At 62.0% G+C, this 22,397-nt stretch carries 17 protein-coding genes and 1 pseudogene; 10 read left to right on the top strand and 8 right to left on the bottom strand.

Annotation, left to right across the window (positions count from 1 at the left end; genetic code table 11):
- The first annotated feature begins 409 nt into the window (after window positions 1–409).
- Genes ACEK02_RS29250 through ACEK02_RS29240 form a run of 3 tightly spaced genes read left to right on the top strand, consistent with a single transcriptional unit; the run spans window position 410 to window position 6,117 of the window.
- A complete protein-coding gene (locus tag ACEK02_RS29250) occupies window positions 410–1,639 on the top strand; it encodes an efflux RND transporter periplasmic adaptor subunit (protein WP_371424948.1) in 1,230 nt (409 codons plus the stop codon).
- A complete protein-coding gene (locus ACEK02_RS29245; RefSeq protein ID WP_371424947.1) occupies window positions 1,636–4,803 on the top strand; it encodes an efflux RND transporter permease subunit in 3,168 nt (1,055 codons plus the stop codon). Before ACEK02_RS29250 ends, ACEK02_RS29245 begins: the two co-directional genes overlap by 4 nt.
- Window positions 4,804–4,854: 51 nt before the next feature.
- Window positions 4,855–6,117 (top strand): adenylate/guanylate cyclase domain-containing protein, encoded by a 1,263-nt coding sequence (locus ACEK02_RS29240; protein ID WP_371424946.1) that lies wholly within the window; start codon window positions 4,855–4,857, stop codon window positions 6,115–6,117.
- On the opposite strand, the gene ACEK02_RS29235 is transcribed toward ACEK02_RS29240, so the two are convergent.
- From ACEK02_RS29235 to ACEK02_RS29225, 3 genes and pseudogenes are all read right to left on the bottom strand, one after another.
- Window positions 6,114–7,340: a multidrug effflux MFS transporter gene (locus ACEK02_RS29235; protein ID WP_371424945.1), complete on the bottom strand. Its 1,227-nt coding sequence runs from the start codon at window positions 7,338–7,340 to the stop codon at window positions 6,114–6,116. The genes ACEK02_RS29240 and ACEK02_RS29235 overlap by 4 nt on opposite strands.
- Window positions 7,341–7,467: 127 nt before the next feature.
- Window positions 7,468–7,662, bottom strand: a pseudogene (locus ACEK02_RS29230) (C4-dicarboxylate ABC transporter); the annotation flags it as partial.
- A 63-nt stretch (window positions 7,663–7,725) separates the two neighbouring features.
- Window positions 7,726–9,000 carry an MFS transporter gene (locus ACEK02_RS29225; protein WP_371424944.1) on the bottom strand — a complete coding sequence of 425 codons (1,275 nt, stop codon included), beginning with the start codon at window positions 8,998–9,000 and terminating at the stop codon, window positions 7,726–7,728.
- A 202-nt stretch (window positions 9,001–9,202) separates the two neighbouring features.
- On the opposite strand from ACEK02_RS29225, the gene ACEK02_RS29220 reads away from it, so the two are divergent.
- Window positions 9,203–10,549, top strand: a complete 1,347-nt coding sequence (locus ACEK02_RS29220; protein WP_371424943.1) for an Nramp family divalent metal transporter — start codon at window positions 9,203–9,205, stop codon at window positions 10,547–10,549.
- Between the two features lie 348 nt (window positions 10,550–10,897).
- On the opposite strand, the gene ACEK02_RS29215 is transcribed toward ACEK02_RS29220, so the two are convergent.
- From ACEK02_RS29215 to hemB, 5 genes are all read right to left on the bottom strand, one after another.
- Window positions 10,898–11,578 carry a peroxiredoxin-like family protein gene (locus tag ACEK02_RS29215; protein WP_371424942.1) on the bottom strand — a complete coding sequence of 227 codons (681 nt, stop codon included), beginning with the start codon at window positions 11,576–11,578 and terminating at the stop codon, window positions 10,898–10,900.
- 19 nt (window positions 11,579–11,597) lie between these two features.
- Entirely contained in the window at window positions 11,598–14,924 is a 3,327-nt protein-coding gene (locus tag ACEK02_RS29210; protein WP_371424941.1) for an adenylate/guanylate cyclase domain-containing protein, read from the bottom strand.
- Window positions 14,925–15,109: 185 nt separating this feature from the next.
- Window positions 15,110–15,886 carry an arginyltransferase gene (locus ACEK02_RS29205; protein ID WP_320444493.1) on the bottom strand — a complete coding sequence of 259 codons (777 nt, stop codon included), beginning with the start codon at window positions 15,884–15,886 and terminating at the stop codon, window positions 15,110–15,112.
- Between the two features lie 90 nt (window positions 15,887–15,976).
- A complete protein-coding gene (locus ACEK02_RS29200; protein ID WP_093761440.1) occupies window positions 15,977–16,558 on the bottom strand; it encodes an RDD family protein in 582 nt (193 codons plus the stop codon).
- A gap of 143 nt (window positions 16,559–16,701) precedes the next feature.
- Window positions 16,702–17,760: a porphobilinogen synthase gene (gene hemB / locus ACEK02_RS29195; protein WP_371424940.1), complete on the bottom strand. Its 1,059-nt coding sequence runs from the start codon at window positions 17,758–17,760 to the stop codon at window positions 16,702–16,704.
- A 230-nt stretch (window positions 17,761–17,990) separates the two neighbouring features.
- On the opposite strand from hemB, the gene ACEK02_RS29190 reads away from it, so the two are divergent.
- The 6 genes from ACEK02_RS29190 (at window position 17,991) to ACEK02_RS29165 (ending at window position 22,214) form a co-directional block, all read left to right on the top strand.
- A complete protein-coding gene (locus ACEK02_RS29190; RefSeq protein ID WP_371424939.1) occupies window positions 17,991–18,485 on the top strand; it encodes a DUF6163 family protein in 495 nt (164 codons plus the stop codon).
- Window positions 18,486–18,541: 56 nt separating this feature from the next.
- Window positions 18,542–20,107 carry an AMP-binding protein gene (locus ACEK02_RS29185; protein WP_371424938.1) on the top strand — a complete coding sequence of 522 codons (1,566 nt, stop codon included), beginning with the start codon at window positions 18,542–18,544 and terminating at the stop codon, window positions 20,105–20,107.
- 339 nt (window positions 20,108–20,446) lie between these two features.
- Window positions 20,447–20,959: a transcriptional regulator LdtR gene (gene ldtR, locus ACEK02_RS29180; RefSeq protein ID WP_371424937.1), complete on the top strand. Its 513-nt coding sequence runs from the start codon at window positions 20,447–20,449 to the stop codon at window positions 20,957–20,959.
- A gap of 200 nt (window positions 20,960–21,159) precedes the next feature.
- Window positions 21,160–21,516, top strand: coding sequence for a hypothetical protein (locus ACEK02_RS29175; RefSeq protein ID WP_371424936.1), 357 nt, complete (start codon window positions 21,160–21,162; stop codon window positions 21,514–21,516).
- A gap of 210 nt (window positions 21,517–21,726) precedes the next feature.
- Complete coding sequence (locus ACEK02_RS29170; RefSeq protein ID WP_371424935.1) at window positions 21,727–21,957, top strand: hypothetical protein; 231 nt, start codon at window positions 21,727–21,729, stop codon at window positions 21,955–21,957.
- A 35-nt stretch (window positions 21,958–21,992) separates the two neighbouring features.
- The gene (locus ACEK02_RS29165; protein ID WP_371424934.1) at window positions 21,993–22,214 is read left to right on the top strand and encodes a hypothetical protein; all 222 of its coding nucleotides are present in this window, start codon (window positions 21,993–21,995) and stop codon (window positions 22,212–22,214) included.
- Window positions 22,215–22,397 lie beyond the last annotated feature (183 nt).

The following is a 22,397-nucleotide window of genomic DNA, read 5'->3' as shown; positions in this document are numbered from 1 at the left end:
CGGATGCCGCCGGATAGCATGGATAGTTCGGCATTGCATGTATAGTTCGACACTGGATGATGCAGGTCAAGAATGTAGGCGTTCGCAGGCAACCCAGCGTCGACCGAATGCGGAACCTGACAAGACATAGATGCGATCACGAGATGGTGGTGAGCAAGTACAGGTCATGCGAAACGCGAAGACGTGCAGCGCGTCGTGCTGCGCCGCAGAGGGATAGCAGTCGTTCTGCCGCCGGCTGAACGATTTAACAAAACCTCCGAATGTAACCAGCTCGTGACGCTCCATTGATCTGCGACTAATTGCTGAGATGGGTGAGTGGGCTTGTCATTCCGCGTTGCAGGATTATTTCGCTTGATGTCGAATTGATATAGCGCATGATGGTGGCGGCATCGGCAGTTGCTGCGGGGGCATGGTCTTGAAGATTTCAATCACTTTGTCTCGATCACATGGCGGTGAACGGAGCCTGCTGGCGCGTTTGGCGAGTGCAGCACCTGTCATTGCGGTTCTGCTCCTAGCCGGCTGTGGAAAGAAGGAAGAGGCTGCAGCACCTCCGCCACCACCGGTCACGGTCGCCAATCCCACCAAGAAAGTCACGACCGACTGGGATGAATTCACTGGTCGCTTCGATGCTGTCGAACAGGTGCAGGTGCGCGCTCGTGTGACAGGCTTCGTCACCAAGGTCGCCTTCACCGATGGCGCTGTCGTCAAAACGGGCGACCTGCTCTATGAGATCGATCCGCGCCAGTATCAGGCTGCGGCGGAGCAGGCGCAGGGCCAGCTCGACGATGCCAAGGCCAAGGTCGTGCTGGCGGAGAAGGAGCTGGAGCGCGCCACCACGCTGATCAAGACCGACGCGATCTCCGAGAATATCGTCGATCAGCGCAATCAGGCGTTGGCTGCGGCACAGGCGGCGACCTTGCAGGCAGAAGGTGCGCTCAAGCAAGCGCAGCTCAATGTCGAATATACCAGGGTGGTTGCGCCGATCGATGGTCGCGTCAGCCGCCATCTCGTCACCGTCGGCAACCTCGTGCAGGGCAGCGAGAGCGGTGCCACGCTGCTGACCTCGATCGTGTCGCTGAGTCCGATCTATGTCTATTTCGATACCGACGAAGCGACTTATGTCCGCAACAGCAAGCTCTGGTTCGAGGGCAAGCGACCGAGTTCGCGCGATACGCCGAACCCCGTGGAAATCACCCTGGTCGGTGAGACCAAGCCGTCGCACGAAGGCAAGATGAACTTTCTCGACAACCGGCTCGACGTCGGCACCGGCACGTTGCGTGGCCGCGCTATTGTCGACAACAAGGATCTCTCCATCCTGCCTGGCCAGTTCGCCCGCGTGCGGATCATCGCCAGCGGCGAATATGAAGCGCTGTTGATTCCTGATGCTGCCGTGGCAAATGACCAATCGCGCAAGATCGTGATGGTGGTGAAAGCCGATGACACGGTCGAAGCGCGGCCTGTGACACTCGGTCCGCTGGACGGCGGATTGCGGGTGATCAGGGAAGGGCTCAAACCTGACGACCGTGTCATTGTCGACGGGCTGCAGCGCGCCCGTATTGGTGCCAAGGTTTCGCCGAAGATGGCGGCCGCCACGCCCGCACCGGCCCAAACTCCCGCAAATGCCGGCGCCAAGCCATGAACCTCGGCAGTCTCTCCATTAACCGGCCTATCCTTGCGATGGTCTTGTCCATCGTGATGCTCATTGTCGGTGCGCTCGCTTACACGACCTTGCCGGTGGCGGAATATCCGCAGGTGGCTCCGCCCACCGTGGTCATTACCACGCAATATCCCGGCGCCTCGGCGCAGACGGTGTCAGACACCGTGGCGACGCCGATCGAGCAGGAGATCAACGGTGTCGAGGACATGCTGTACATGTACAGCCAGGCCACCTCGAACGGCCAGTTGAACATCACCGTGACCTTCAAGCTCGGCACCGATTTGGACAAGGCGCAGGTTCTGGTGCAGAATCGCGTCGCCATCGCGCAGCCGCGGCTGCCGGAAGAGGTGCAGCGCGTCGGCGTCGTGACCCGCAAGAACAGCCCGGACCTGCTGCTCGTGGTGTTCATGCTGTCGCCGGATGACACTTACGACCAGCTTTATATCTCCAACTATGCACTACGTCAGGTTCGCGACCAATTGCTGCGGCTCGATGGCGTTGGCGACATCACGATCTTCGGCGCGCGCGATTATTCGATGCGGTTGTGGCTCGATCCCGACAAGATCGGCATCCTTGGCATGACTGCCGGCGAAGTGATTGCTGCAGTACGCGCGCAGAACCTGCAGATCGCTGGCGGCCAGATCGCTGAGCCGCCCATATCGGATCGTGCCTTCTCGCCCAATCTCACCTTTACGGGTCGTCTGAAGGATATCGGGCAATTCGAGAACATTGTCATCAAGGCTGGCGCCGATGGTCGCACTGTGCGGCTGCGCGACGTCGCGCGCATCGAGTTGGGCGCGTTATCCTACACGACCAACAGCTTCCTGTTGCAGAAGCCGGCCATCGGCCTCGCGGTGTCGCAGCGGCCGGGATCGAACGCGCTCGGCACCGCCCAGGGCGTCGCCGACACGATGGCGCAGTTGAAGAAGGATTTTCCGAAGGGGCTTGAATACAACATCGGCTACAACCCGACCGAGTTCATCGCGCAATCGGTCAGTGAGCTGATCAAGACCATCTATGAGGCGATGATCCTGGTGGTGATCGTCGTGCTGGTGTTCCTGCAGGGCTGGCGCCCTGCGATCATTCCTATCCTTGCGATTCCGGTATCCCTGATCGGCACCTTCGCGATCATGGCGGCGCTCGGATTCTCCATCAACAACCTCACTTTGTTCGGGCTGGTGCTCGCGGTCGGCATTGTGGTCGACGATGCCATCGTCGTGGTCGAGAATGTCGAGCGGCATCTGGCTGAAGGCAAGAGCCGGCGCGATGCGGCGCTGCTCACCATGCAGGAGGTCGGCGGCGCGCTGGTGTCGATCGCGCTGGTGCTGTGCGCGGTGTTCGTACCCACGGCCTTCATCGGCGGCATTTCCGGGCAGTTCTTCCAGCAATTCGCCATTACCATTGCGGTCGCTACGGCGATTTCGTGCTTCTGTTCGCTAACATTGTCGCCGGCGCTGGCGTCATTGATCCTCGAGCCACACCACGAGAAGAAGCCGCCGGCGAGCTGGAACGTTCTCAGCAGGGTGTGGGGCGCATTTACCGCTGCCTTCAATCGCGGCTTTGACAAACTCTCGCACAGCTATGGCGACGCCGCGGGCTTCGTCATCAGGCACTCCAAATTGATGCTGCTGGTCTATGCCGTGCTGATCGGCTCGGCCGGCTGGCTGCTCTATACCACGCCGCAGGGATTTATTCCCGCGCAGGATCGCGGTTACGTTATTGTCGTCGTCCAATTGCCGGGCGCGGCATCGTTGACCCGCACCACGGAAATTGTCCGCGAGATCGAGCGCATTTCCCTGGGGGTGCCCGGCGTTGTACGCGTACCGTCGTTCGCCGGCTTCAACGGTGCGACCCGCACGCAGGCGATTAACGCGGCAGCGCTGTTCCCGGTGTTTGATGAAGCGGAAGCCCGCGCCAAGAAGGGCATCACCGCGAACGGGATCACCGCCGAGTTGCGCAAGCGCCTGTCGGTCATCGAGGGCGCTGTCGTCATCGTGGTGCCGCCGCCTGCCGTGCCCGGCATCGGAACCGGCGGCGGTTTTGCCATGCGCATTCTCGACAATCAGGGCAGGGGTCCGGACCTGCTGGCGGCGGCGACCGACGAACTGGTCAACGCGGCGCGCAAGGCGCCCGGCCTTACGGCCGTATTCTCGCCGTTCTCCGCCAACACGCCGCAGGTGTTCGTCGAGGTCGATCGCCAGAAGGCGCAGATGCTCCATGTGCCCGTGCAGAACGTCACGGACGCCATCGAGATTTATTTCGGCTCGTCCTATGTCAATGACTTCAACATCCTCGGCCGCACCTATCGTGTCACCGCGCAGGCCGATCTGCCGTTCCGCAAGGAAACTGCAGATCTCGCGCGCCTGCAGACCCGCAACACCGACGGCAATATGGTGCTGCTCGGCAGCGTCGTGAATTTCCATGACACCGCGGGGCCGGATCGCGTGCCGCGCTACAATCTTTATCCGGCTGCTGAATTGCAGGGCGACACCCTTCCCGGCACCAGTTCGGCTACCGCGCTCGCCACCATGAAGAAGTTGGCCGACGAAACGTTGCCGAGCGGCTTCACCTTCGAGTGGACCGATCTTTCGTATCAGCAGGTGGTCGGCGGCAATTCAGGGCTCTACGTGTTCCCGATCTGTGTGCTGTTCGTATTCCTGGTGCTGGCCGCGCAATATGGCAGCTGGACGCTGCCTTTCGCGGTGATCCTCATCGTGCCGATGTGCCTGCTCGCGGCCACCATCGGTGTGCGCATCATGGGACAGGACGTCAACATCCTGACCCAGATCGGCTTCGTCGTGCTGGTGGGACTGGCCGCGAAGAACGCGATCCTGATCGTCGAGTTCGCCCGTGACATCGAGCAGGAGGGCCGCGATCAGCTCGAAGCCGTGATCGAGGCCTGTCGGCTGCGTATCCGCCCGATCCTGATGACGTCCTTTGCCTTCATTCTCGGCGTGCTGCCGCTCGTGATCTCGTCGGGCTCAGGCTCGGAGATGCGCCAGGCGGTGGGCGTCGCGGTGTTTTTCGGGATGATCGGCGTCACGATCTTCGGCCTCGTTTTCACGCCGGTCTTCTACATCCTGATCCGGCGCCTGTTCCCGGGCTCCGTCGAGATCCACGCCAAGGGGCAAAGCGCGCATGGTTAGAGCGTCGCAGGATGGGTTTCGCAAAAGCTCAACCCATCCTACAAGTGTCTCATGGAAACTGCCGCACGCATTGAGCTGATGAACTGGCTGGTCGGCGAGGGTCTGACCGGCCTTCCGGAAAACGACCTGATCCGCGGCTTCTGCGAGCGCTGCCGTGCCGGCGGCATCGAAGTATCCCGTGGCCTCGTCTTCATTGATACGCTGCATCCGATCTTCGAGGGTCGCGGCTTCCGCTGGAACGACACGGCCAGCAATGAGAGCGACGTGTTCGAATACGGCTCGACCGAGATCGGCGAGGCCGCCGCGAACTGGCGACGATCGGTGTTCTTCCACATGCTGGAAGAGGGGCATGAGGAATTGCGGCTCGATCTGCACGCGCCCGGGATCGCCGACCGCTTCTCGATGGTCAGCAGCTTGCAGGAAGGCGGTCACCGCCACGGCGCCGTGTTCGTCCACAAGTTCGGCGAGAATGGCTCGATGGGGCAGATGGATTGCCTCTATTCGTATTGGGCCACGCGCCATGAGGACGGGTTCGACGAGCGCCAGATGTCGGCGCTGCGCGAACTGGTGCCGATGCTCGGTCTCGCCATCAAGTCGGCAGCGCAGATGGAGATCGCGCGCACCCTCGGCCGCGTCTATCTCGGCCGCGATGCCGCCGAACAGGTTCTGCGTGGCAAGATCGCGCGGGGCGTCACCGAGCGCATTAATGCGGTGTTGTGGTTTTCCGACCTGCGCAACTCCACGGGGATCAGCGAGGCGATCGGACCGGACGAGATCATCCCGTTCCTTAATGACTATGCCGAAGCCTCCATCGCTGCGATCCATGACGTCGGCGGCGACGTGCTCAAACTTATCGGCGACGGTATTCTGGCGATGTTCACCGGCGACGACATGGTGAAGGCCAAGCGCAACGCCTTGCGCGCCGAACATCAGTTCCGGAAGAATATGGCCAAGCTGAATGCGAAACGATTGGCCGCGAACCGGCCGGTAACGACTGCCTATGTCGGTCTGCATGAGGGCGAAGTATTCTACGGCAATATCGGCAGCGACGAGCGGCTCGATTTCACTGTGGTCGGCCCGTCAGTCAACGAGGTGAGCCGCATCGCATCCATGTGCTCGTCGGTCGATAGGCCGCTGTTGACCTCGTCCGCATTTCAGGCCGGGCTTGACGCGGCCGGCCGCAAGTATCTGGTCTCTACTGGCCGCTACGCCTTGCGTGGCATCGGCCGCGCGCAGGACCTCTACACGCTGGATCCCGAGATCGACAGCGACGAGGTCGTACGTGGCGGCTACGAGCGCTATCTGGCCCGTTAGCTGATCGCAGTGGTTTTCTGGCGCATCGCGTAAAGTACGATGGCGATCAGGCAGGCCGCACCGAGAACGATGCCGAGCGCCAATGCCGCCTGCGGCACGATAGTGGCCGACAGGGATACGCCGATCGCGGCCCCCATCATCTGCCAGAAGCCGAGCAGTGCGGAGGCGGCGCCGGCATGGGTGCCGAACGGTGACAGCGCCTGCGCCGTGCCGAGCGGATTGACCACGCCCATGCCCAGCAGGAACACGCAGGTCGCGGCGATGAAGGTGACGACATTGCCATGGAAGTAGGCGGTCGCGAGCACCGCAATGCTGCCGATGAACGCGATTAGCAATCCATAGCGAATGGCCCGATCCAGCCCGAAGCGGGGGGCGAGGCGGGCGGCCAGCATGCCGGAGCCGAACACAACCAGCACGGTGCCCGCAAAGAACAGCCCGAGCGCAATCGGTGTGAAGCCGTAACCCTCAATGAGAACGCGAGGCGCTGCGGAGAAGATCGAGAATAGTCCGCCCATGATCAGGCCTACCGTGGCGGCCGGGATCAGGAAGTGGCGGTTTACAGAAAGCTTGAGATAGGTTGCGCTGACGGCGAACGGATTGAGCGGGATACGCGTCGTATTGTGGGTTTCACCGAGCACCAGGATATAACTGAGAGCCGACAACACCGCGAAAGCGCCGACGAAAACAAATTCTGAGCGCCATCCGAAAAAATAATCGAGCCCGCCGCCGAGCAGCGGAGAGAAGCCGGGAGCTGCGGCCTGCGCGATCATCACCAGGGTGAGTGCGCGTGCCAGCGCTGCACCGCTGAACAGGTCGCGGGCGATCGCGCGCGAGAGAACCGAGGTCGAACAGGCGCCAGCGGCCTGGATCGCGCGGCCGATCAGCAGCGAAGGAAGGTCAGTCGAGACGCCGCACCAGATGCTGCCGATGATGAAGACAGCGAAACCGGCCAGCACCGGCATGCGCCGTCCGTAACGGTCGGAGATCGGCCCGACCAGCAATTGCCCAAGCGCGAAGACCAGCAAAAACACCGTGATCGATGCTGTGACCGCGGGCGTCGTCACCTTCAGCGACGCCGCCATTTGTGGCAGCGACGGCAGCAGGATGTTGGTCGCCAGGGTACCCATCGAGGCCAGCCCCGCGAGGACGGCGATCTGCAGCGCGGTGGAAGATGCTTCCTGCGGGGAGGTGTCTGCCACGGTGTCGGCGGTACGGTCGGTCATGTGATGGCCCTCATTTTATAAATGAGGTACATCATATAAAGAGAACTGCAAAGAGCGGAGCAGTCATGCGGTATTCTAGGAGGATATGGTGCCGCCGCCATCTTCCCGGCGGTGGTGGGCAGGCGGATCAGTTGCCGTACAGATAATGCGGCAGCCACAGCGTCAGCCCCGGCCAGATATACATCAGTACCATGCAGATGATGACGATGAGCATGTAGGGCATCATGCCGGAGAATATCTGGTTCAGCGTCACGTGCGATGGCGCGGCGCCCTTCAGATAGAAGGTGGACATCGCGACCTGCGGCGACAGGAAGGCGGACCGGCGTCAGGTTCAGCGACAGCACCCGGCTCATGTATGAGTTCCGGAAGTGAACTACACGACCAGCTAACCGGCTGTCGGTTGGGATGCTCGCGGCAATGTTGCGGCAGTATCGCCGACCATGTCCGGCTGCCTTTCCAACGCCACTGCAGGCGAGGTCAGGATCACCACAGCCTGCCAGGCAAAACCGGCGACCGCGAGATAGAGGCAGGCCTCCGCGTGATAGAGCCCACCGATAACGGCCGCGATGCCGGTTCCGATCGGACGGGCGCCGTAACTCAAAATGTTGATGGCCGACACGCGTCCGAGCAGGCTGGGCGGCGTTACCGATTGCCGCAACGTCGCGGTGGAGATCACCCACAGGATCGGGCCGACGCCGAGCAGGAAGAAGCTCACGCCTGCTAACGCCGGCGAAGGGATCCATGTGGTCAGTGCCATCACGACGGAGGCGACGAAGCCGGTGACGGGGCCAAGCGCGATCACGGTGCCGAACGGCAACCGCTTCATCACACGTGTGGCCAGCAGTGCGCCGATCACCATGCCGGCGCCATACATCGCGAGTGTCATGCCGACACCCGACGCGGAGAGGCCGAGATGGCGAACGGCATAGGGCACGAACACTGCCAGCACCATGAAGGACGCGGCACTGAAGATGAATTGCGTGATGAAGACCGGCCGCAAATATTGATGATGTGCGACGAAGGACAGACCTTCGGCGATGTCCTGCACCGGATTGCGTCGCTGTACTGTCGTGCGTGTGGGCTCATGGATGCCCGATAGCAAGGCGACAGCGATGATCGACAGTGCTGCGGCAAAGCCAAAGGCGGGCGCGGCGGCGACGAAGCCGACGAGCGCGCCGCCGATGGCAGGACCACTCGCAAAGGCCACGGTGCGTGCGAGTTCGATCCGCGCATTCGCAGCGCCCAGCAATTGCGGCACGACCAGCGATGGCACCAGCGACGGCGCGGCGACGCTGTAGACCACGGTGCCGCACACCGCGACGAAGCCGAGCAAAGCGAGCAGCGGCATCGTTAGCGCGCCGAACCAGATCAGTGCCAGCGTCAACAGCAGCGAGACAGCGCGCAGCGCCTCGGCTCCGGCCATCAAGGTGCGGCGCGACATGCGGTCGGCGAGCAGGCCGGCGGGAATGGCGAACAGCACGAAGGGCAGGGTCAGCGCGGTCTGCAGCAATCCTGTCTGGCCTTCGCCGACGCCGAGCTGCAGCACGGCGACGATGGGCGCCGCGGCCAGCGCGATCTGCTCGGCTGACTGCGCCGCGAGGTTCGAGCAGGCGAGGCGGTTGAAGGTTGGTGGCAGTCGGTCAGTCGGCGTGCGGAACATGGCGATTCCTGTCTGTGACAGCCACCATGGTGTCCGGACGAGCACACAGCCACCCGATTGCCGAGAGCGCGCCGTGACAGGCAGGGCCCACCAACCAACTAGATGCAGTTGCAAATGAGTTGCAACAAGGGAGGGATTGCTCTATGCAGCTCTGATGGATGCACTTTCGCCGAAAACCTCGCCCGATTCGTCAACGTCTCCAATGCCCGGCAGCGTTCCAGACGCGGCCGGTTGGCGCTCCGGCCTTGGCGGGGATTTCCGGCGCAGCCTTTCGGAGGTCAATTCGTCGATCCCGGTTCCGATCGGCGGCCACTGGTTTCGCCGGCTGCTGGCGTTCGCGGGACCGGGTTACATGGTCTCGGTCGGCTATATGGACCCCGGCAACTGGGCGACCGATCTCGCAGGTGGCTCGAAATTCGGCTACACGCTGCTCTCGGTGATCCTGCTGTCGAACGTGATGGCTATCCTGCTGCAGGCATTGGCCGCGCGTCTGGGCATCGTCACCGACCGCGACTTGGCGCAGGCCTGCCGCGACAGCTTTTCCCGGCCGGTCAACATCATGCTGTGGCTGGCCTGCGAGACGGCGATCATCGCCTGCGATCTGGCGGAAGTGATCGGTACCGCGATTGCGCTGCAGCTGCTGTTCGGTATTCCGCTGATTGGGGGCGCGCTCATCACTGCGCTGGATGCCTTTCTGCTGCTGTTGCTGATGAACAAGGGTTTTCGTTTTCTCGAAGCTTTCGTGATCGCGCTGCTCATCGTCATCGCGGTCTGTTTCACGGTTCAGATTGTCGCTGCGGCGCCGCCCGTGGCTGCCGTGTTGAGCGGCTTCCTGCCGTCCACCGCGATCGTGACCAATCCCGAAATGCTCTACATTGCGATCGGCATTATCGGCGCAACCGTGATGCCGCATAACCTCTATCTGCATTCATCGATCGTGCAGACCCGTGACTATCCGCGCACCGATGCAGGCCGCCGCGACGCGATCAAGTGGGCGACGGCGGACAGCACCATCGCGCTGATGCTCGCGCTGTTCATCAATGCGGCGATCCTCATCGTCGCCGCGGCGTCCTTCCATACGTCAGGTCATGCCGATGTGGCCGAGATCGGTCAGGCTTACGAGTTGTTGTCGCCGTTGCTCGGTCTCGGCATCGCATCGACGCTTTTCGCGATCGCACTGCTGGCATCCGGTCTCAACTCGACGGTAACGGCAACGCTGGCCGGCCAGATCGTGATGGAGGGCTTTCTCCGGCTGCGTCTGCCGAACTGGGCGCGCCGGCTCGTGACTCGCGGCGTCGCGATTGTCCCGGTCGTGGTCGTCACCGCGCTCTATGGCGAACGCGGCACCGGACAACTCCTCGTCTTCAGTCAGGTCATCCTGTCGATGCAGCTGCCATTTGCGATCATCCCGCTGGTGCGGTTTGTCTCGGATCGGCGAAAGATGGGTGACTTCGTAATCTCGCGGTCGGTCGCCACGGCCGCATGGATCATCGCTGGCATCATCGTGCTTCTGAACTGCAAGCTGCTTTACGACAGCTTTTTCGGCTGAAGCCTTGAAATTTAAGGCAGCTGCAGATGATGCCACCAGACTTTGGTGAAGGGGGCTGGCCTTTGTGGCTATGTGCGACGTAATCCTGCCGCGCTGGATTTCGCGATCTCCCGCGTGAGCTCCATGACAGTCCGGCATGCCAGCGTCAGGCTTCCGTGACGCGACATCGCCTGAGCAATGTGGCGCGTGACGACCGACTCGACCAGTTTCGACGATTGCAGACGGCACATCCTTCGATGCCGCGGCGACTGCATAGGGTCCCAGCAAAGCGTAGATGCTTCCTTCGGCGACAATATGCGTTTGCAGGCTGAGTGAATCGGCCTCCAAGGCGACGTTGAGCGAAATGCCTTAGCCTGCAACCTCGGAAGCCGCCGACATCAGCTCTCGCGGAGTGGGAGCCCCGAACATGCGATGGCCACCCTCAGGAACTTCGGTAAAGCTCCAACGTACGATGCCCTCCCGGTCAAGCAGGAATTGGCCAAAGAGCTGACCCTGGCCAGTTGCCAGCATGTGCTCGTCGGCTTCGGTTATTTCGTAGCCGTCCTTCGTGTTGAGAAGATCGGCCGCCGCCATCGGGTTCATCGGCTCGGGCAGCTCGCCGGGCATGTCCATCCGCATGCTCATCACGGCGTTCATACCCAGCTTGCGCGGCCATTCGGTTTCGCTCTCCGTGAATTCGAGATTGGGCAAGCCAAACGCGCGGTGGGAGACGCGCTCGGGGTCGGACGCGGCGAGCAGATTGGGCAAGGGATGATACCGGAAATAGAGCCGCGCACGGTCGATAGGCGTGTTGACCACCACAAGACTCTCGACGCCTTTCTCGCGCAGGGCCGGGTCAAGTTGCGCCTGGGCCGCGAGATGGCGCCGGCAGAACGGGCAGTGCAGACCTCGAAACAAGCCGACCAGTACTGGGCTGTGGCCGCGAAAGTCATCAAGCGCGATCTTGCCGTCACGTGTGATTGCATCCAGCACAATGTTCGGTGCGCGGTCGCCCGGGTGGAGTAACCCATCGACATGATGCTCAGACATGGTCAACCTCCTCTACTTGCTAATCAAGAAATGGCAGTACGACCAGCGCTTCGGGATTAAGCCCGTGCCGGGCGCAGACATCGTGCGCCAGAGCAAAATACCGCTCGGCCTCAGGCATGTCGCCTCGATCGAGGTTCAGCGTCGCGAGACCATCATAGCATGGAAAGAGCTGCTGGGGCTCGCCCGTTTCCTGCGCCACCTCAATTGCTTCATTGTAGCAGCGGGCGGCGAGTTCCGGCTGGCCATGGCATTGATGAATTTGCCCGAGCACAATCAATGGCACAGCGAGATGTTCGCGCTGATCAAGCGAGCGGTCGAGTTCGATCGCCTTTTCGGCCGCCGGCACGCCTTCGTCGGCACACCTGTCCGTGAAAGTGCAACAGGCGACAGCGAGATTGACAAGGAGACGCGCCTGAAAACCGAGATCGCCGATCTGGCGGGCGACATCAAGACCGCGCCGGCATACTTCCATGGCTTGCGCCGGATCGACCATCGTGTAGAGCACGCCAAGATTGGTGTAGCCGCGGCAGGCTGCGCTGAGAAGGCCAGCGGCTTCGGCAACTGCGACGCTTCGCTCCACTTCGCGAACGGCCTCCTGGCTTCGGCCCAGCCGCGCCAATGCAACCCCCTTGGTATTAAGCGCCTCCGCGGTGGCGCGAGCCGCTTCCAGTCCGGCTTGCTTGTCTACCTCCGGCGGCACGGATTGAGCGTAGCCAAGCGCATCGTCTGCCCATCTCGCGGCCGCAGCATGATCGCCGATGCGAAACGCGAGGTGGCCGCGCTCCTGTAACAGGTGCGCCCACTCGATCGGCGCGTCCGTTCCTTCGAGCAACGCAGCCGCCTCGGCGTAATGCGCCTCCGCCCCGTTTCGTTTGCCGGCGTCCCACATCAAACGGCCAAGCTTGCGAAGTATCCGCGCTCCGGCGGCGCGGTCCCCGGCCGCGCGGTGGGCCTCCAATACCGTCTGGTAATGTTCGTCGGCCGTGTCACGCCGGCCCGCCGCTCCACACAGGTCGGCAATTCGTTCGTATAGCACAAGCCGTTCCGGTCCTTGATCGCCAGCGGTCAACAAGACGGCGAGGGCCTGCTGATAGAGGCGGATGGCGTCGTCGTTGGCATAGATCGCGCGTGCGCGATCGCCGGCCGCGCTCAGGTAATGTGCACCCTTCGGCTTGCTCGCGCTGAGGCTGAAATGATGTCCCAGTAGGGAGAGGTCTTCGAGCCGCTCCGGATCATCTCCGCACAGCCGCTCCAGGGCAGCACCGATCCGCCCATGCATCTCAATGCGCCGTTGCAGAAGGAGGTTTTGGTAGATCACATCCTGAAGCATGGTTTGCGTGAAACGATAGGATTGCAGCGAAATCGAGTTTGCGCCCGCGATCTCCTCGATGATCTCGGCGTCGCATAGCAGTTCAAGCCCTGCCTCTACTTTCGCCGGGTCGGTCGCTGTGGCGCCGAGAAGGGCCGCATCAAAGCGCGGCCCGATGACCGCTGCCTCCTGAGCCAACCTGCGCACGCCGTGTGGCAGTCGGTCCACTCGCGCGAGCAGCAGCGCCTGAATGCTCGCCGGGATGTCAGCGGCCGCTTCATCTGACTTGATCTGCCAATGCGAGCCGTCACGTTCCAAAATGCCAGCTTCGATGAGACCGCGTATGATTTCTTCAACGAACAGCGGATTTCCGCTTGCGCGTTCAAGAATTCGATTGAACAGATAGCCGGAAGATCCATTCCAACCGTCACCGAAGAATGCCGCGAGCAGCTTTTGTGCGTCGGCGATGCCAAGGGGTACCAGCCGCAGTGTTGTATGGCTAATTCGACTTGAGTCGAGCTGATCCATTTCAAGCGTCGGCCGGTGTGTGAACAATAGCATCAGCCGCCCGCGCTCCAGCCGATCCATCACGAACCGCAGCGCCTCAAGCGATACGGCGTCGGCCCAGTGCAGGTCCTCGACAATGATCAGGAGGGGCGATAGGGCCAGACGTCGTTCGAAGACGGTGCGGATCGCGAAAAAAATCTGCCGTCGAAGCTGTTCCGGTTCAACGTGCTGCAGGGCGTCGTCGGGGTCGCAGAGACCAAGAACATAAAAATAGAGGGGCATCAGCCGCTCGACCTCTTCGGTCGCCATGCCCAGCCCCGACAACGCTTCGGCTAGCTTGGCTTGCGCCTCTGCCGCCGAAGCCTTGTGCGCGATGCCGTAGGCGCTACGCAGCACTGCGGCAAGGGTACCGTAGGATTGCTCGCCCAGCGGCGAGCAAGCGGCCCGCCGGATCGCCACGCCTGCGAAGCGATCCTCATCGCGAGCGCGGGTAACGAATTCATCCACCAGGCGCGATTTTCCGATGCCGGCTTCGCCAACCAGCCGCATCAGCTGGGCAGCTCCGCCACACGCCAGATCAAGGCACCCCATCATACGGGCCATCTCCGCGTCGCGCCCGATCAGCGGCGCGCTCAGGCCCAGTATCTCGAGTCCGCGTGCCGCACGCGGTGTCTCGAGCGGCCCCCTCAGGCGATGGACCAGGACGCTGCCTGCCTTGCCGCGCAGCGCAACGTCGCCGAGCGATTCATACGAGAATGCATGCCGGGTGAGGCGGTAGGTCAGCGGTCCCACCAGCACGTCGCCCGGGGGGGCCATCGACTGCAAGCGTTGAGCGGTATTCACCGTGTCGCCGGTCACTGAATAGGATTTGGCAACGCCTGCGCCCAATCCACCCGCAACCACGTGCCCGGTGTTGATTCCGACATGAAGCATGAGCGGCAAACCCGCAGATATCTTCGAGCGTTCGCTCAAGCGCGCCGTGCGCTTGATCATGTCGAGGGCCGCGCGGAGCGCCCGCTCAGGATCGTCCTCGTGCGCGGCCGGCGCACCAAACAGAGCGAGTAGCGCATCGCCAATGAATTTGTCTACGAAGCCGCCGAAATTTTGCACCGCTGCGGTCAGCTCCTCGAATAATTCGTTCTGAAACGCCTGCACGACTTCCGGGTCGAGCCGTTCGCTCATCGTGGTGAAGCCGCTGAGGTCGGCAAACAGCACCGTGATGGTGCGGCGGTTAGCTTCACTGTCGACCTTATGGAGCGTCCGCCGGGGTGCGCGCTCGGGCTCGACAAGCATCAGCGCCGGTGAACGGGCGCCAGTCGTGACCGTCGCCGGAATTGTTGGCGATGACGGCTCCCGCTGGTTGCCGGCCTTGGGGGCGTGATCGACGCGGGCGCCGCATTTCGGGCAATACGCAAAATCCGGTGCGCACGCGTAGCCGCAACTGGGGCATGGGTCCGGCTGCTTCGCGCCGCATTTTGGGCAGAACGCAAAGCCGCTCTGAACCTCGAAACCGCAACACGAGCAGTTCATGGATCAAGACCTCGCGGAAGCCGCGATGGCACGATCTAATCCTGGACCTCATCGAACAGGCCCTGGATCCTTGGTAACAATGGGCTTGTGGCGCCGGAAGAGCAAGCCATGGCTGCGGCCCTGCCAGCGCGCATGCGCGACCGCGGTCGCAGATGATGCCGAAGACGGATCGTCAGCCGGACCAGCTAATCCTGCGGCTCGGGCATCGTCTCGCCCGTCGCGTCCACGCGCAACCATCCTGATGGCGCAAGCCGCTGCTGCGGCAGATAGCGGCCCTTGTAGTCCATCTTCTTGGAGCCTTCGATCCAGTAGCCGAGATAGACGTAAGGCAATCCCAGCCGGCGTGCGCGGGCGATGTGGTCGAGGATCATGAAGGTGCCGAGCGAGCGGCTTTCCTCGCCGGGCTCGAAGAACGAATAGACCATCGACAGCCCATCGCTCAGTACATCGGTCAGCGCGACCGCGAGCAGGTCTTCGCCGCGTCCGGTGATGCCCGTATCGGGACCGCGGCGGCGATATTCGATGATGCGGGTTTCGACGTGGCTGTCTTCCACCATCATGGCGTAGTCGAGCACGGTCATGTCGGCCATTCCGCCGTGACGATGACGCTGGTCGAGATAGGCGCGGAACACCGAATACTGCTCCGACGTCGGCACCGCATTGCGCTGCTCGCCGATCACGTCGGCATTGCGCGCCATGATCTTGCGGAAGTTGCGCGATGGCTTGAATTCATTGGCGATGACGCGGACGGAGACGCAGGCACGGCACTGGTCGCAGGCCGGGCGGTAGGCGATCGACTGGCTGCGGCGGAAGCCGCCATGGGTGAGCAGGTCGTTGAGATCACCGGCCTTGTCGCCGACCAGATGGGTGAAAACTTTCCGTTCGTGCCGGCCCGGCAGATAGGGGCACGGCGACGGGGCCGTCAGGTAGAATTGCGGAGTGTCGCGGGAGTGCTGGGTCACGGGTTGCCGTCGGTCTCCGAAGCAGTTTGATGTAGCATCGCGCCGACCGGGCAAACGGTCAATCGCTTTGCCCGGCCGAGTTGGCGGTTGTTAGTAGGCGCGGCCGGGCGGCTGGGCGTAAGCGGCGCGGACCACGGAATTGTTCACCACCACGGTTCCCAGAACGAGGTCGTGCAGCAACTGACGGCGGCCATTGAGCAGGCCGACCACCAGCACCAGCGGCGTGAGCAGCGACACCGAGGCCCAGAACAAGACCGCATGCGCCGCGCCGAGCACGAAGTAGCCTGGCGTGCCGCTGAAGGTGCGCATCTGCAGGTCCATCATCCGCATGCCGACGGTGGCGGAGTGCGGACCGCCCAGCGACATGCCGTAATAGACGACCGGCCAGATCACCGTCGCCGGCGAGATCAGCCAGAACAGGGCCCAGCCAAGGCCGAGGGTGACGACGCCGAATACCGCGATGAAGATCACTGCGAGCACGATCGGAATCGACAGCACCACGAGATCGATCAGGAAGGCGACAACGCGCCGCATCAGCACGCCGCGGAACAAATCGGGCTGCGCATAGGGATCGAAGGCATGGGCGCGCGGCGGCGTCCCGGCACTGCGCCAAGTGTCACCCTGCCAGCTTCCGTTGTTGGGGCCGCCGGCATTCGGGCCGGTATCAGACATGACGCATCCCTCCGTTTGCATCCTCACGATCCATCACATGGATATCACCGGACCGCGCAACAAGTGCGCGGAATCGTTACAGGCCGTCCATGATGTAACTCAGGCGAGGATATAAATCAGGCAAGAGCCGAGCGCGGATGCGCTCAGCGGGATGCCTTGATGCGTTCCGCAGCGTGCGGCGCGAAATAGGTCAGCACGCCATCGGCGCCGGCGCGCTTGAAACCGAGCAGGCTTTCCATGATGGCGCGGTCGCCGTCGATCCAGCCGTTATTGGCGGCGGCCATGATCATCGCGTATTCGCCGGACACCTGATAGGCGAAGGTCGGAACCGCAAACGTATCCTTCACGCGGCGGATAATGTCGAGATAAGGCATGCCGGGCTTGACCATGACCATGTCCGCGCCTTCGGCCAGATCGAGTTCGACCTCGCGCAGCGCCTCGTCGGAATTGGCGCTGTCCATCTGATAGGTACGCTTGTCGCCGGTCAGCGTCTTGGCCGAGCCGATGGCGTCGCGGAACGGGCCGTAGAAGGCCGAGGCATATTTCGCGGCATAGGCCATGATCTGCACGTCGAGGAATCCGGCGTCGTCCAGCGCCTCGCGGATCGCGCCGACACGGCCGTCCATCATGTCCGATGGCGCAATGATATCGCAGCCGGCTTCGGCCTGGACCAGCGCCTGCTGGACCAGCACGGCGACGGTCTCGTCGTTGAGGATCTTGCCGTTCTGGATCAGCCCGTCATGGCCGTGGCTGGTGAACGGATCCAGTGCCACGTCACAGAGCACGCCGAGATCCGGGAATTCCTTCTTGATGGCGCGCACGGACTGGCAAACCAGATTGTTGGCGTTGCAGGCCTCGGTGCCCATCTCGTCGCGCAGCGACGGGTCTGTATAGGGGAATAGCGCGATGCAGGGGATATCCAGCTTCATGGCGCGCTCGGCATCGCGCACTGCCTGATCGACGCTGAGGCGCTCCACACCGGGCATGGAGGCGATTGGCGCACGCTGGTTGTCGCCGTCGATCACAAAGAGCGGCCAGATCAGGTCGTCGGTGGTCAGCACGTTCTCGCGGACGAGGCGCCGGGCCCATTCGGACTTGCGGTTACGGCGGGGGCGGGTGGTCAGGCCGAGGGAAGGGGCGTCATAAGCGGCCGGGCGGGGGGCATCGCGCAATTCGATAGGACGCCCGAACTTGATTGCCATAATACCGTCTCTCCCGCGGGCCTTCGTGAGGTCGAAAGCCCCTTAAATTCGACCTGTTCCAAGTCTAGCACTTTGACATCGCCGCGTCACCGCGATCATGCACGTTCTGCGCGCATGAGGTGATGGGCTGGGTCATTGATTTTGCAGGCCCGAAGGCCCACAAAAAGCCCCCATGAATCATCCAGGTCATCGTTTGAGCTTTCAGGTCCAATTTACGAGATTGCATTCGCATGTCTGAGCAAATGCCGCGCGACCTTGGTTCAAGAGAGCTGGGGTCGAGAGACCCTACGTCGCGGGACCATGCCATGTCGGTTGCGGCGATCTCGTCCGGGCGCATCGAATCCGACGAAAACATCTGGACCCGGCGTCTGGTCCTGTTCCTGCGCGTGATGGCCGTCGTCTCGATGATGCAGGGCCTCTATCACTGGGCGCAGGTCACCGGCTTTGTCGGCACCGAGGATGATGCGTTTGAGGTCCAGACCATGGCCTGGCAGACCGCCACGGTCTATTTCGCCGTCATCGAACTGGTCAGCGCCGTCGGACTCTGGCTCGCCACGCCGTGGGGCGCCGTCGTCTGGCTGACGACCGTGGTGTCCATGGCGGTTATCGAGCTGATGTTTCCGACCATCTATGGCGGCAACCTGCTGATCGTCGGCATCCAGGCTGCGTTTCTCGCAGGCTACCTTGCGCTGGCATGGATGGCGGCGCGCGAACGGCCGCCATAGGCTGCGATCATCAGGCAGAGGCCTCGCAGAAGGCCGTGCCAATCAGGGAGGATATCTTGAACCAGCTCTATTCCGGCGGCACCGCCGGCAGCCTCATCGTCAGCGCCATCGCCCGCTATGGTGATCAGCCCGCGCTCGCGGACGGCAACATCCGCTGGAGTTATCGCGAATTCGGCGATGTGGTCGCGCGCTTCATCAGTCTGTTCCGCAGCCTTGGCCTCAACAAGGGCGATGCGCTGTCCATTCTCTCCGGCAACCGCGCCGAGAGCTGGGCAGCCATTTGCGCCGCCACCGTGATGGGCCTGCGCTACACGCCGCTGCATCCGATGGCCGCCGAGGACGATCACGCCTTTATTCTCGAGGACGCCGAAATTTCCGCGTTGATCGTGGAGAGCGGCAAGTTCGCCGCACGCGGCCTCACGCTGCGCAGCCGCGTGCCGGCCCTGAAGCACTTGCTGTCCTTCGGCGCGCTCGATGGCGCGCGCGATCTGCTGGCCGAACTGCCCGATGCGACGCCGGAGCCGCTGGTCGACGAGAGCAGTGTCGGCGATATCTGCTGGCTGGCTTATACAGGCGGCACGACGGGCCGATCCAAGGGCGTGATGCTGCCGCATCGCGTGATCGTGGCGATGGCGCTGGCGATCTATGCGGATTGGGACTGGCCCGCCGATATCCGCTATCTCGCGGCGACGCCGATCAGCCACGCCGCCGGCATCACGCTGTTTCCGGTGATGCTGCGCGGCGGCTTCGCGCGGCTGGTACAGGGCTTCGATGCGGAGACCTATTGCCGTGTGGTGCATAAGGAGAAGATCACTGCGACCTTCCTGGTGCCGACGCTGATCTATGCGCTGATCGACGCGCCGGATCTGCGCGCCAAATACGACATGTCGTCATTGCAGATGATCGTCTATGGCGCGGCACCGATGTCGCCGGACCGGCTGCGCGAGGGCGTCGGCATCTTCGGCCAAGTGTTCGTGCAGCTCTATGGCCAGACCGAAGCGCCGCAGATCATCACCACGATGCGCAAGATCGATCACGACGACAGCAAGCCGGGCCGCCTCGGTTCCTGCGGCCGCGCCAATCCGATGGTCGAGGTGAAACTGTTCGACGCCGAGATGCGCGAAGTGGCGACTGGGGAACCCGGCGAGATCTGCGTGCGCGGCTCGCTGGTGATGGATGGTTACTGGAAACGGCCCGATGCCACCGAAGATGCGTTTCGCGGCGGCTGGCTGCACACCGGCGATGTCGCCGTAAAGGATGCAGACGGCTTCTTCTATATCGTCGACCGCACCAAGGACATGATCATCTCCGGCGGTTTCAACATCTATCCGCGCGAAGTCGAGGATGCATTGATGGCGCATCATGCGGTGGCGTCCGCCGCGGTGATCGGAATTCCCGACGCGAAGTGGGGCGAGGCAGTGAAAGCCTTCGTCGTGCTCAAAGCCGGCGCGAATAACTCCGCCGAGGAACTGCAGGCGCATGTGAAAGACAAGCGCGGCGCGCCGTGGTCGCCGAAGACCATCGATTTTGTCGCCGAGATCCCCGTGACGGGCCTTGGCAAGATCGATCGCAAGGCTTTGCGCGCGCCATATTGGGAAGGGCGAACGCGCGGAGTTGCGTAAAATTGTCGAATTAATTTTCGGGGCGTTGGCGGTAAGACTTCGGTCACCCTAACGCCCCGGTTACGAGTCTTACGCGAGTGTTTCGAATTTTACGCAAGCTGTTTCGCTATGCGACAGATCGGGCGGACAAAGCTGGAACATGGGCTTTGCAGCGTGAATCAAACCTTGCGAAAAGCCCTTTATTCACCGGCTTAATATGAGATTCACTCTCGCAAATTCATGATCTCTTTATTGTCTTATTTAAGCGGTTCTTCAAACGCTCCCCCTTAAGTTGGCCCTATCAGGCGGAACACAAGTTTCGTCGAATAAGTCGATAAAAACGACAACAGGGGTAGTGTCATGATCAAGACCGTTGCGACGGTGGAAAGCGTCGATCTCGTTCCAGGCCAGGCGCCGGTTCAGCCGCTTTATCTGGAAGCTTTGACGCTGGTGGAACGGCTGCACCGCCGTCTGCTCGACGTCATCAAGGATGAATTCGATCGCCGCGGCCGTGCTGATATCAATTCGGTGCAGGCGCTGCTGCTCTACAATATCGGCGACAAGGAATTGACCGCCGGCGAGCTGCGCACCCGCGGTTACTATCTCGGCTCCAACGTGTCCTACAACCTGAAGAAGCTCGTCGAACTCGGTTTCCTCGATCATCAGCGTTCGCGCGTCGATCGTCGCTCGGTTCGCATTCGTCTGACGGCGCAGGGCCAGGAAATCCGCCACATCGTCGACGCGCTCTATCAGAAGCACGTCAAGACGGTCGAGCAGGTCGGCGGCATCTCCAACGAGGAATTCGCGACCCTCAACAAGTCGCTGCATCGCCTCGAGCGCTTCTGGACCGACCAGATTCTGTATCGTCTCTGAGACTTTCGACCTCCAAGTCGCCGAACCATTGCCGACGGATTGCCCTCCGAAAGCACGTCGAAATGCGCGCAAGACGCATGCGACACTGAAATTGATCAAGGCGCCCTCGCAGGGCGCCTTTTTCTTTGGCCTCGTGCCCACCTGCGCTTGCTGAACGAAAACACCTCCAAGACAGACCAAGAGATATTGGAGATGATTTCATGAAGCGGTTCCTGATCTTTTTGCTCTTCTTTCCTGCCGTTGCCACTGCCTCGTTCTACGCGGTGCTGTACATCCTGACGGGCGCAGCGATGGACAGCGGTACAGGGCCGGTATTCATGTATCTCGTCCTTATTGCGCCGGGGCTCTTGGTCGCTTTGCTCGACTGGCTGATTGCCAGGACGTCCATGCCTGCGGTCATGACGACGACACTTCTTGCCTACGGTCTATCGGTGTTGGCGATGGCCTTGCTTCTCGGGTCCAGTAAACAGATCGTGGCACTCGGCCTCATCGGTGCAATTCCGGCCGCGATATGTTCGTGGCTGTCAAATAAGCCCAGGGACAGCATGCATGCGTGAGCGATTCACCGCTCGTGCCAAGCCTTGACGGGTTTTCGCGGAGTTTATCATCGGGTGCGCTTCGCGCGACCTGTTGACGCTCCCTATCCTGCGCTTGCTTGTCGTCGGAGAGCGTAGAGCTACGTTATGCCCTCTCGCAAAATTTCCGTCTTCCTTCGATGGAACCAGTTCCAGTCTCGCGGCTTATCGCTTCGTCAGAAGGGGCAAGCCATGCTGGTCGAACGCGGTCTGAAAGTGATGAATGTCGAGGTGGTGGGCGAAGCCTATGCCATTGCTTCGAACTACCTGCGCAAGTCCGGCGCGATGCCCGATACTTATCTCACCAACGATCGGCTGCTCGAAATCATCGTCCGGATGTTTCACCGCGGTGAGGGCAACAAACTCCGCCTTGCGAACAAAGCCATCACACAGTTCCAGGCTGCACGGCTGGAAGCCGAGTAGCCGGTTTTCTGGTGTCCAATGGGGAAAACGACGACATGCAGACTGCCATCGATCGCATCATGCACACCTATGACATGATGGCGAGCCGGACCCAGGCGGCATCGGATGAAGCCCGCACCAAAGTCACCGATTACATAAAGTCGCTGTTCGATGGCGGCGAAACCGATCCGCATCGCCTGACAGTGTGCGGCTTGACCTATCTGCGTGAGCTCGATGGCAGCAACGATCCGGTGAAGGCCGGGTTTACCGGGCTGTAGTTTCGTCGTCCGCCGGCCCCCGCGGCGCTTCCCTTGGGGGAGAATACTTCTCGCGCCGGCGCGTCGCTTCAGATTCAGATATCAAACAGCCACGCTTCCGCAGTCTCGCGGCTCAATGAGCCCGAGTTGTTCGGATAGTCTCCCCTCAAACGATGAGGGGTGGCAGCGCGCCGTGAGGCGCAA

It is taken from the genome of Tardiphaga sp. (assembly GCF_041424195.1).
Lineage (GTDB): Bacteria > Pseudomonadota > Alphaproteobacteria > Rhizobiales > Xanthobacteraceae > Tardiphaga.
Note: the sequence above shows the minus strand (reverse complement) of the source record. Positions and strands in the feature narration are given on the sequence as shown.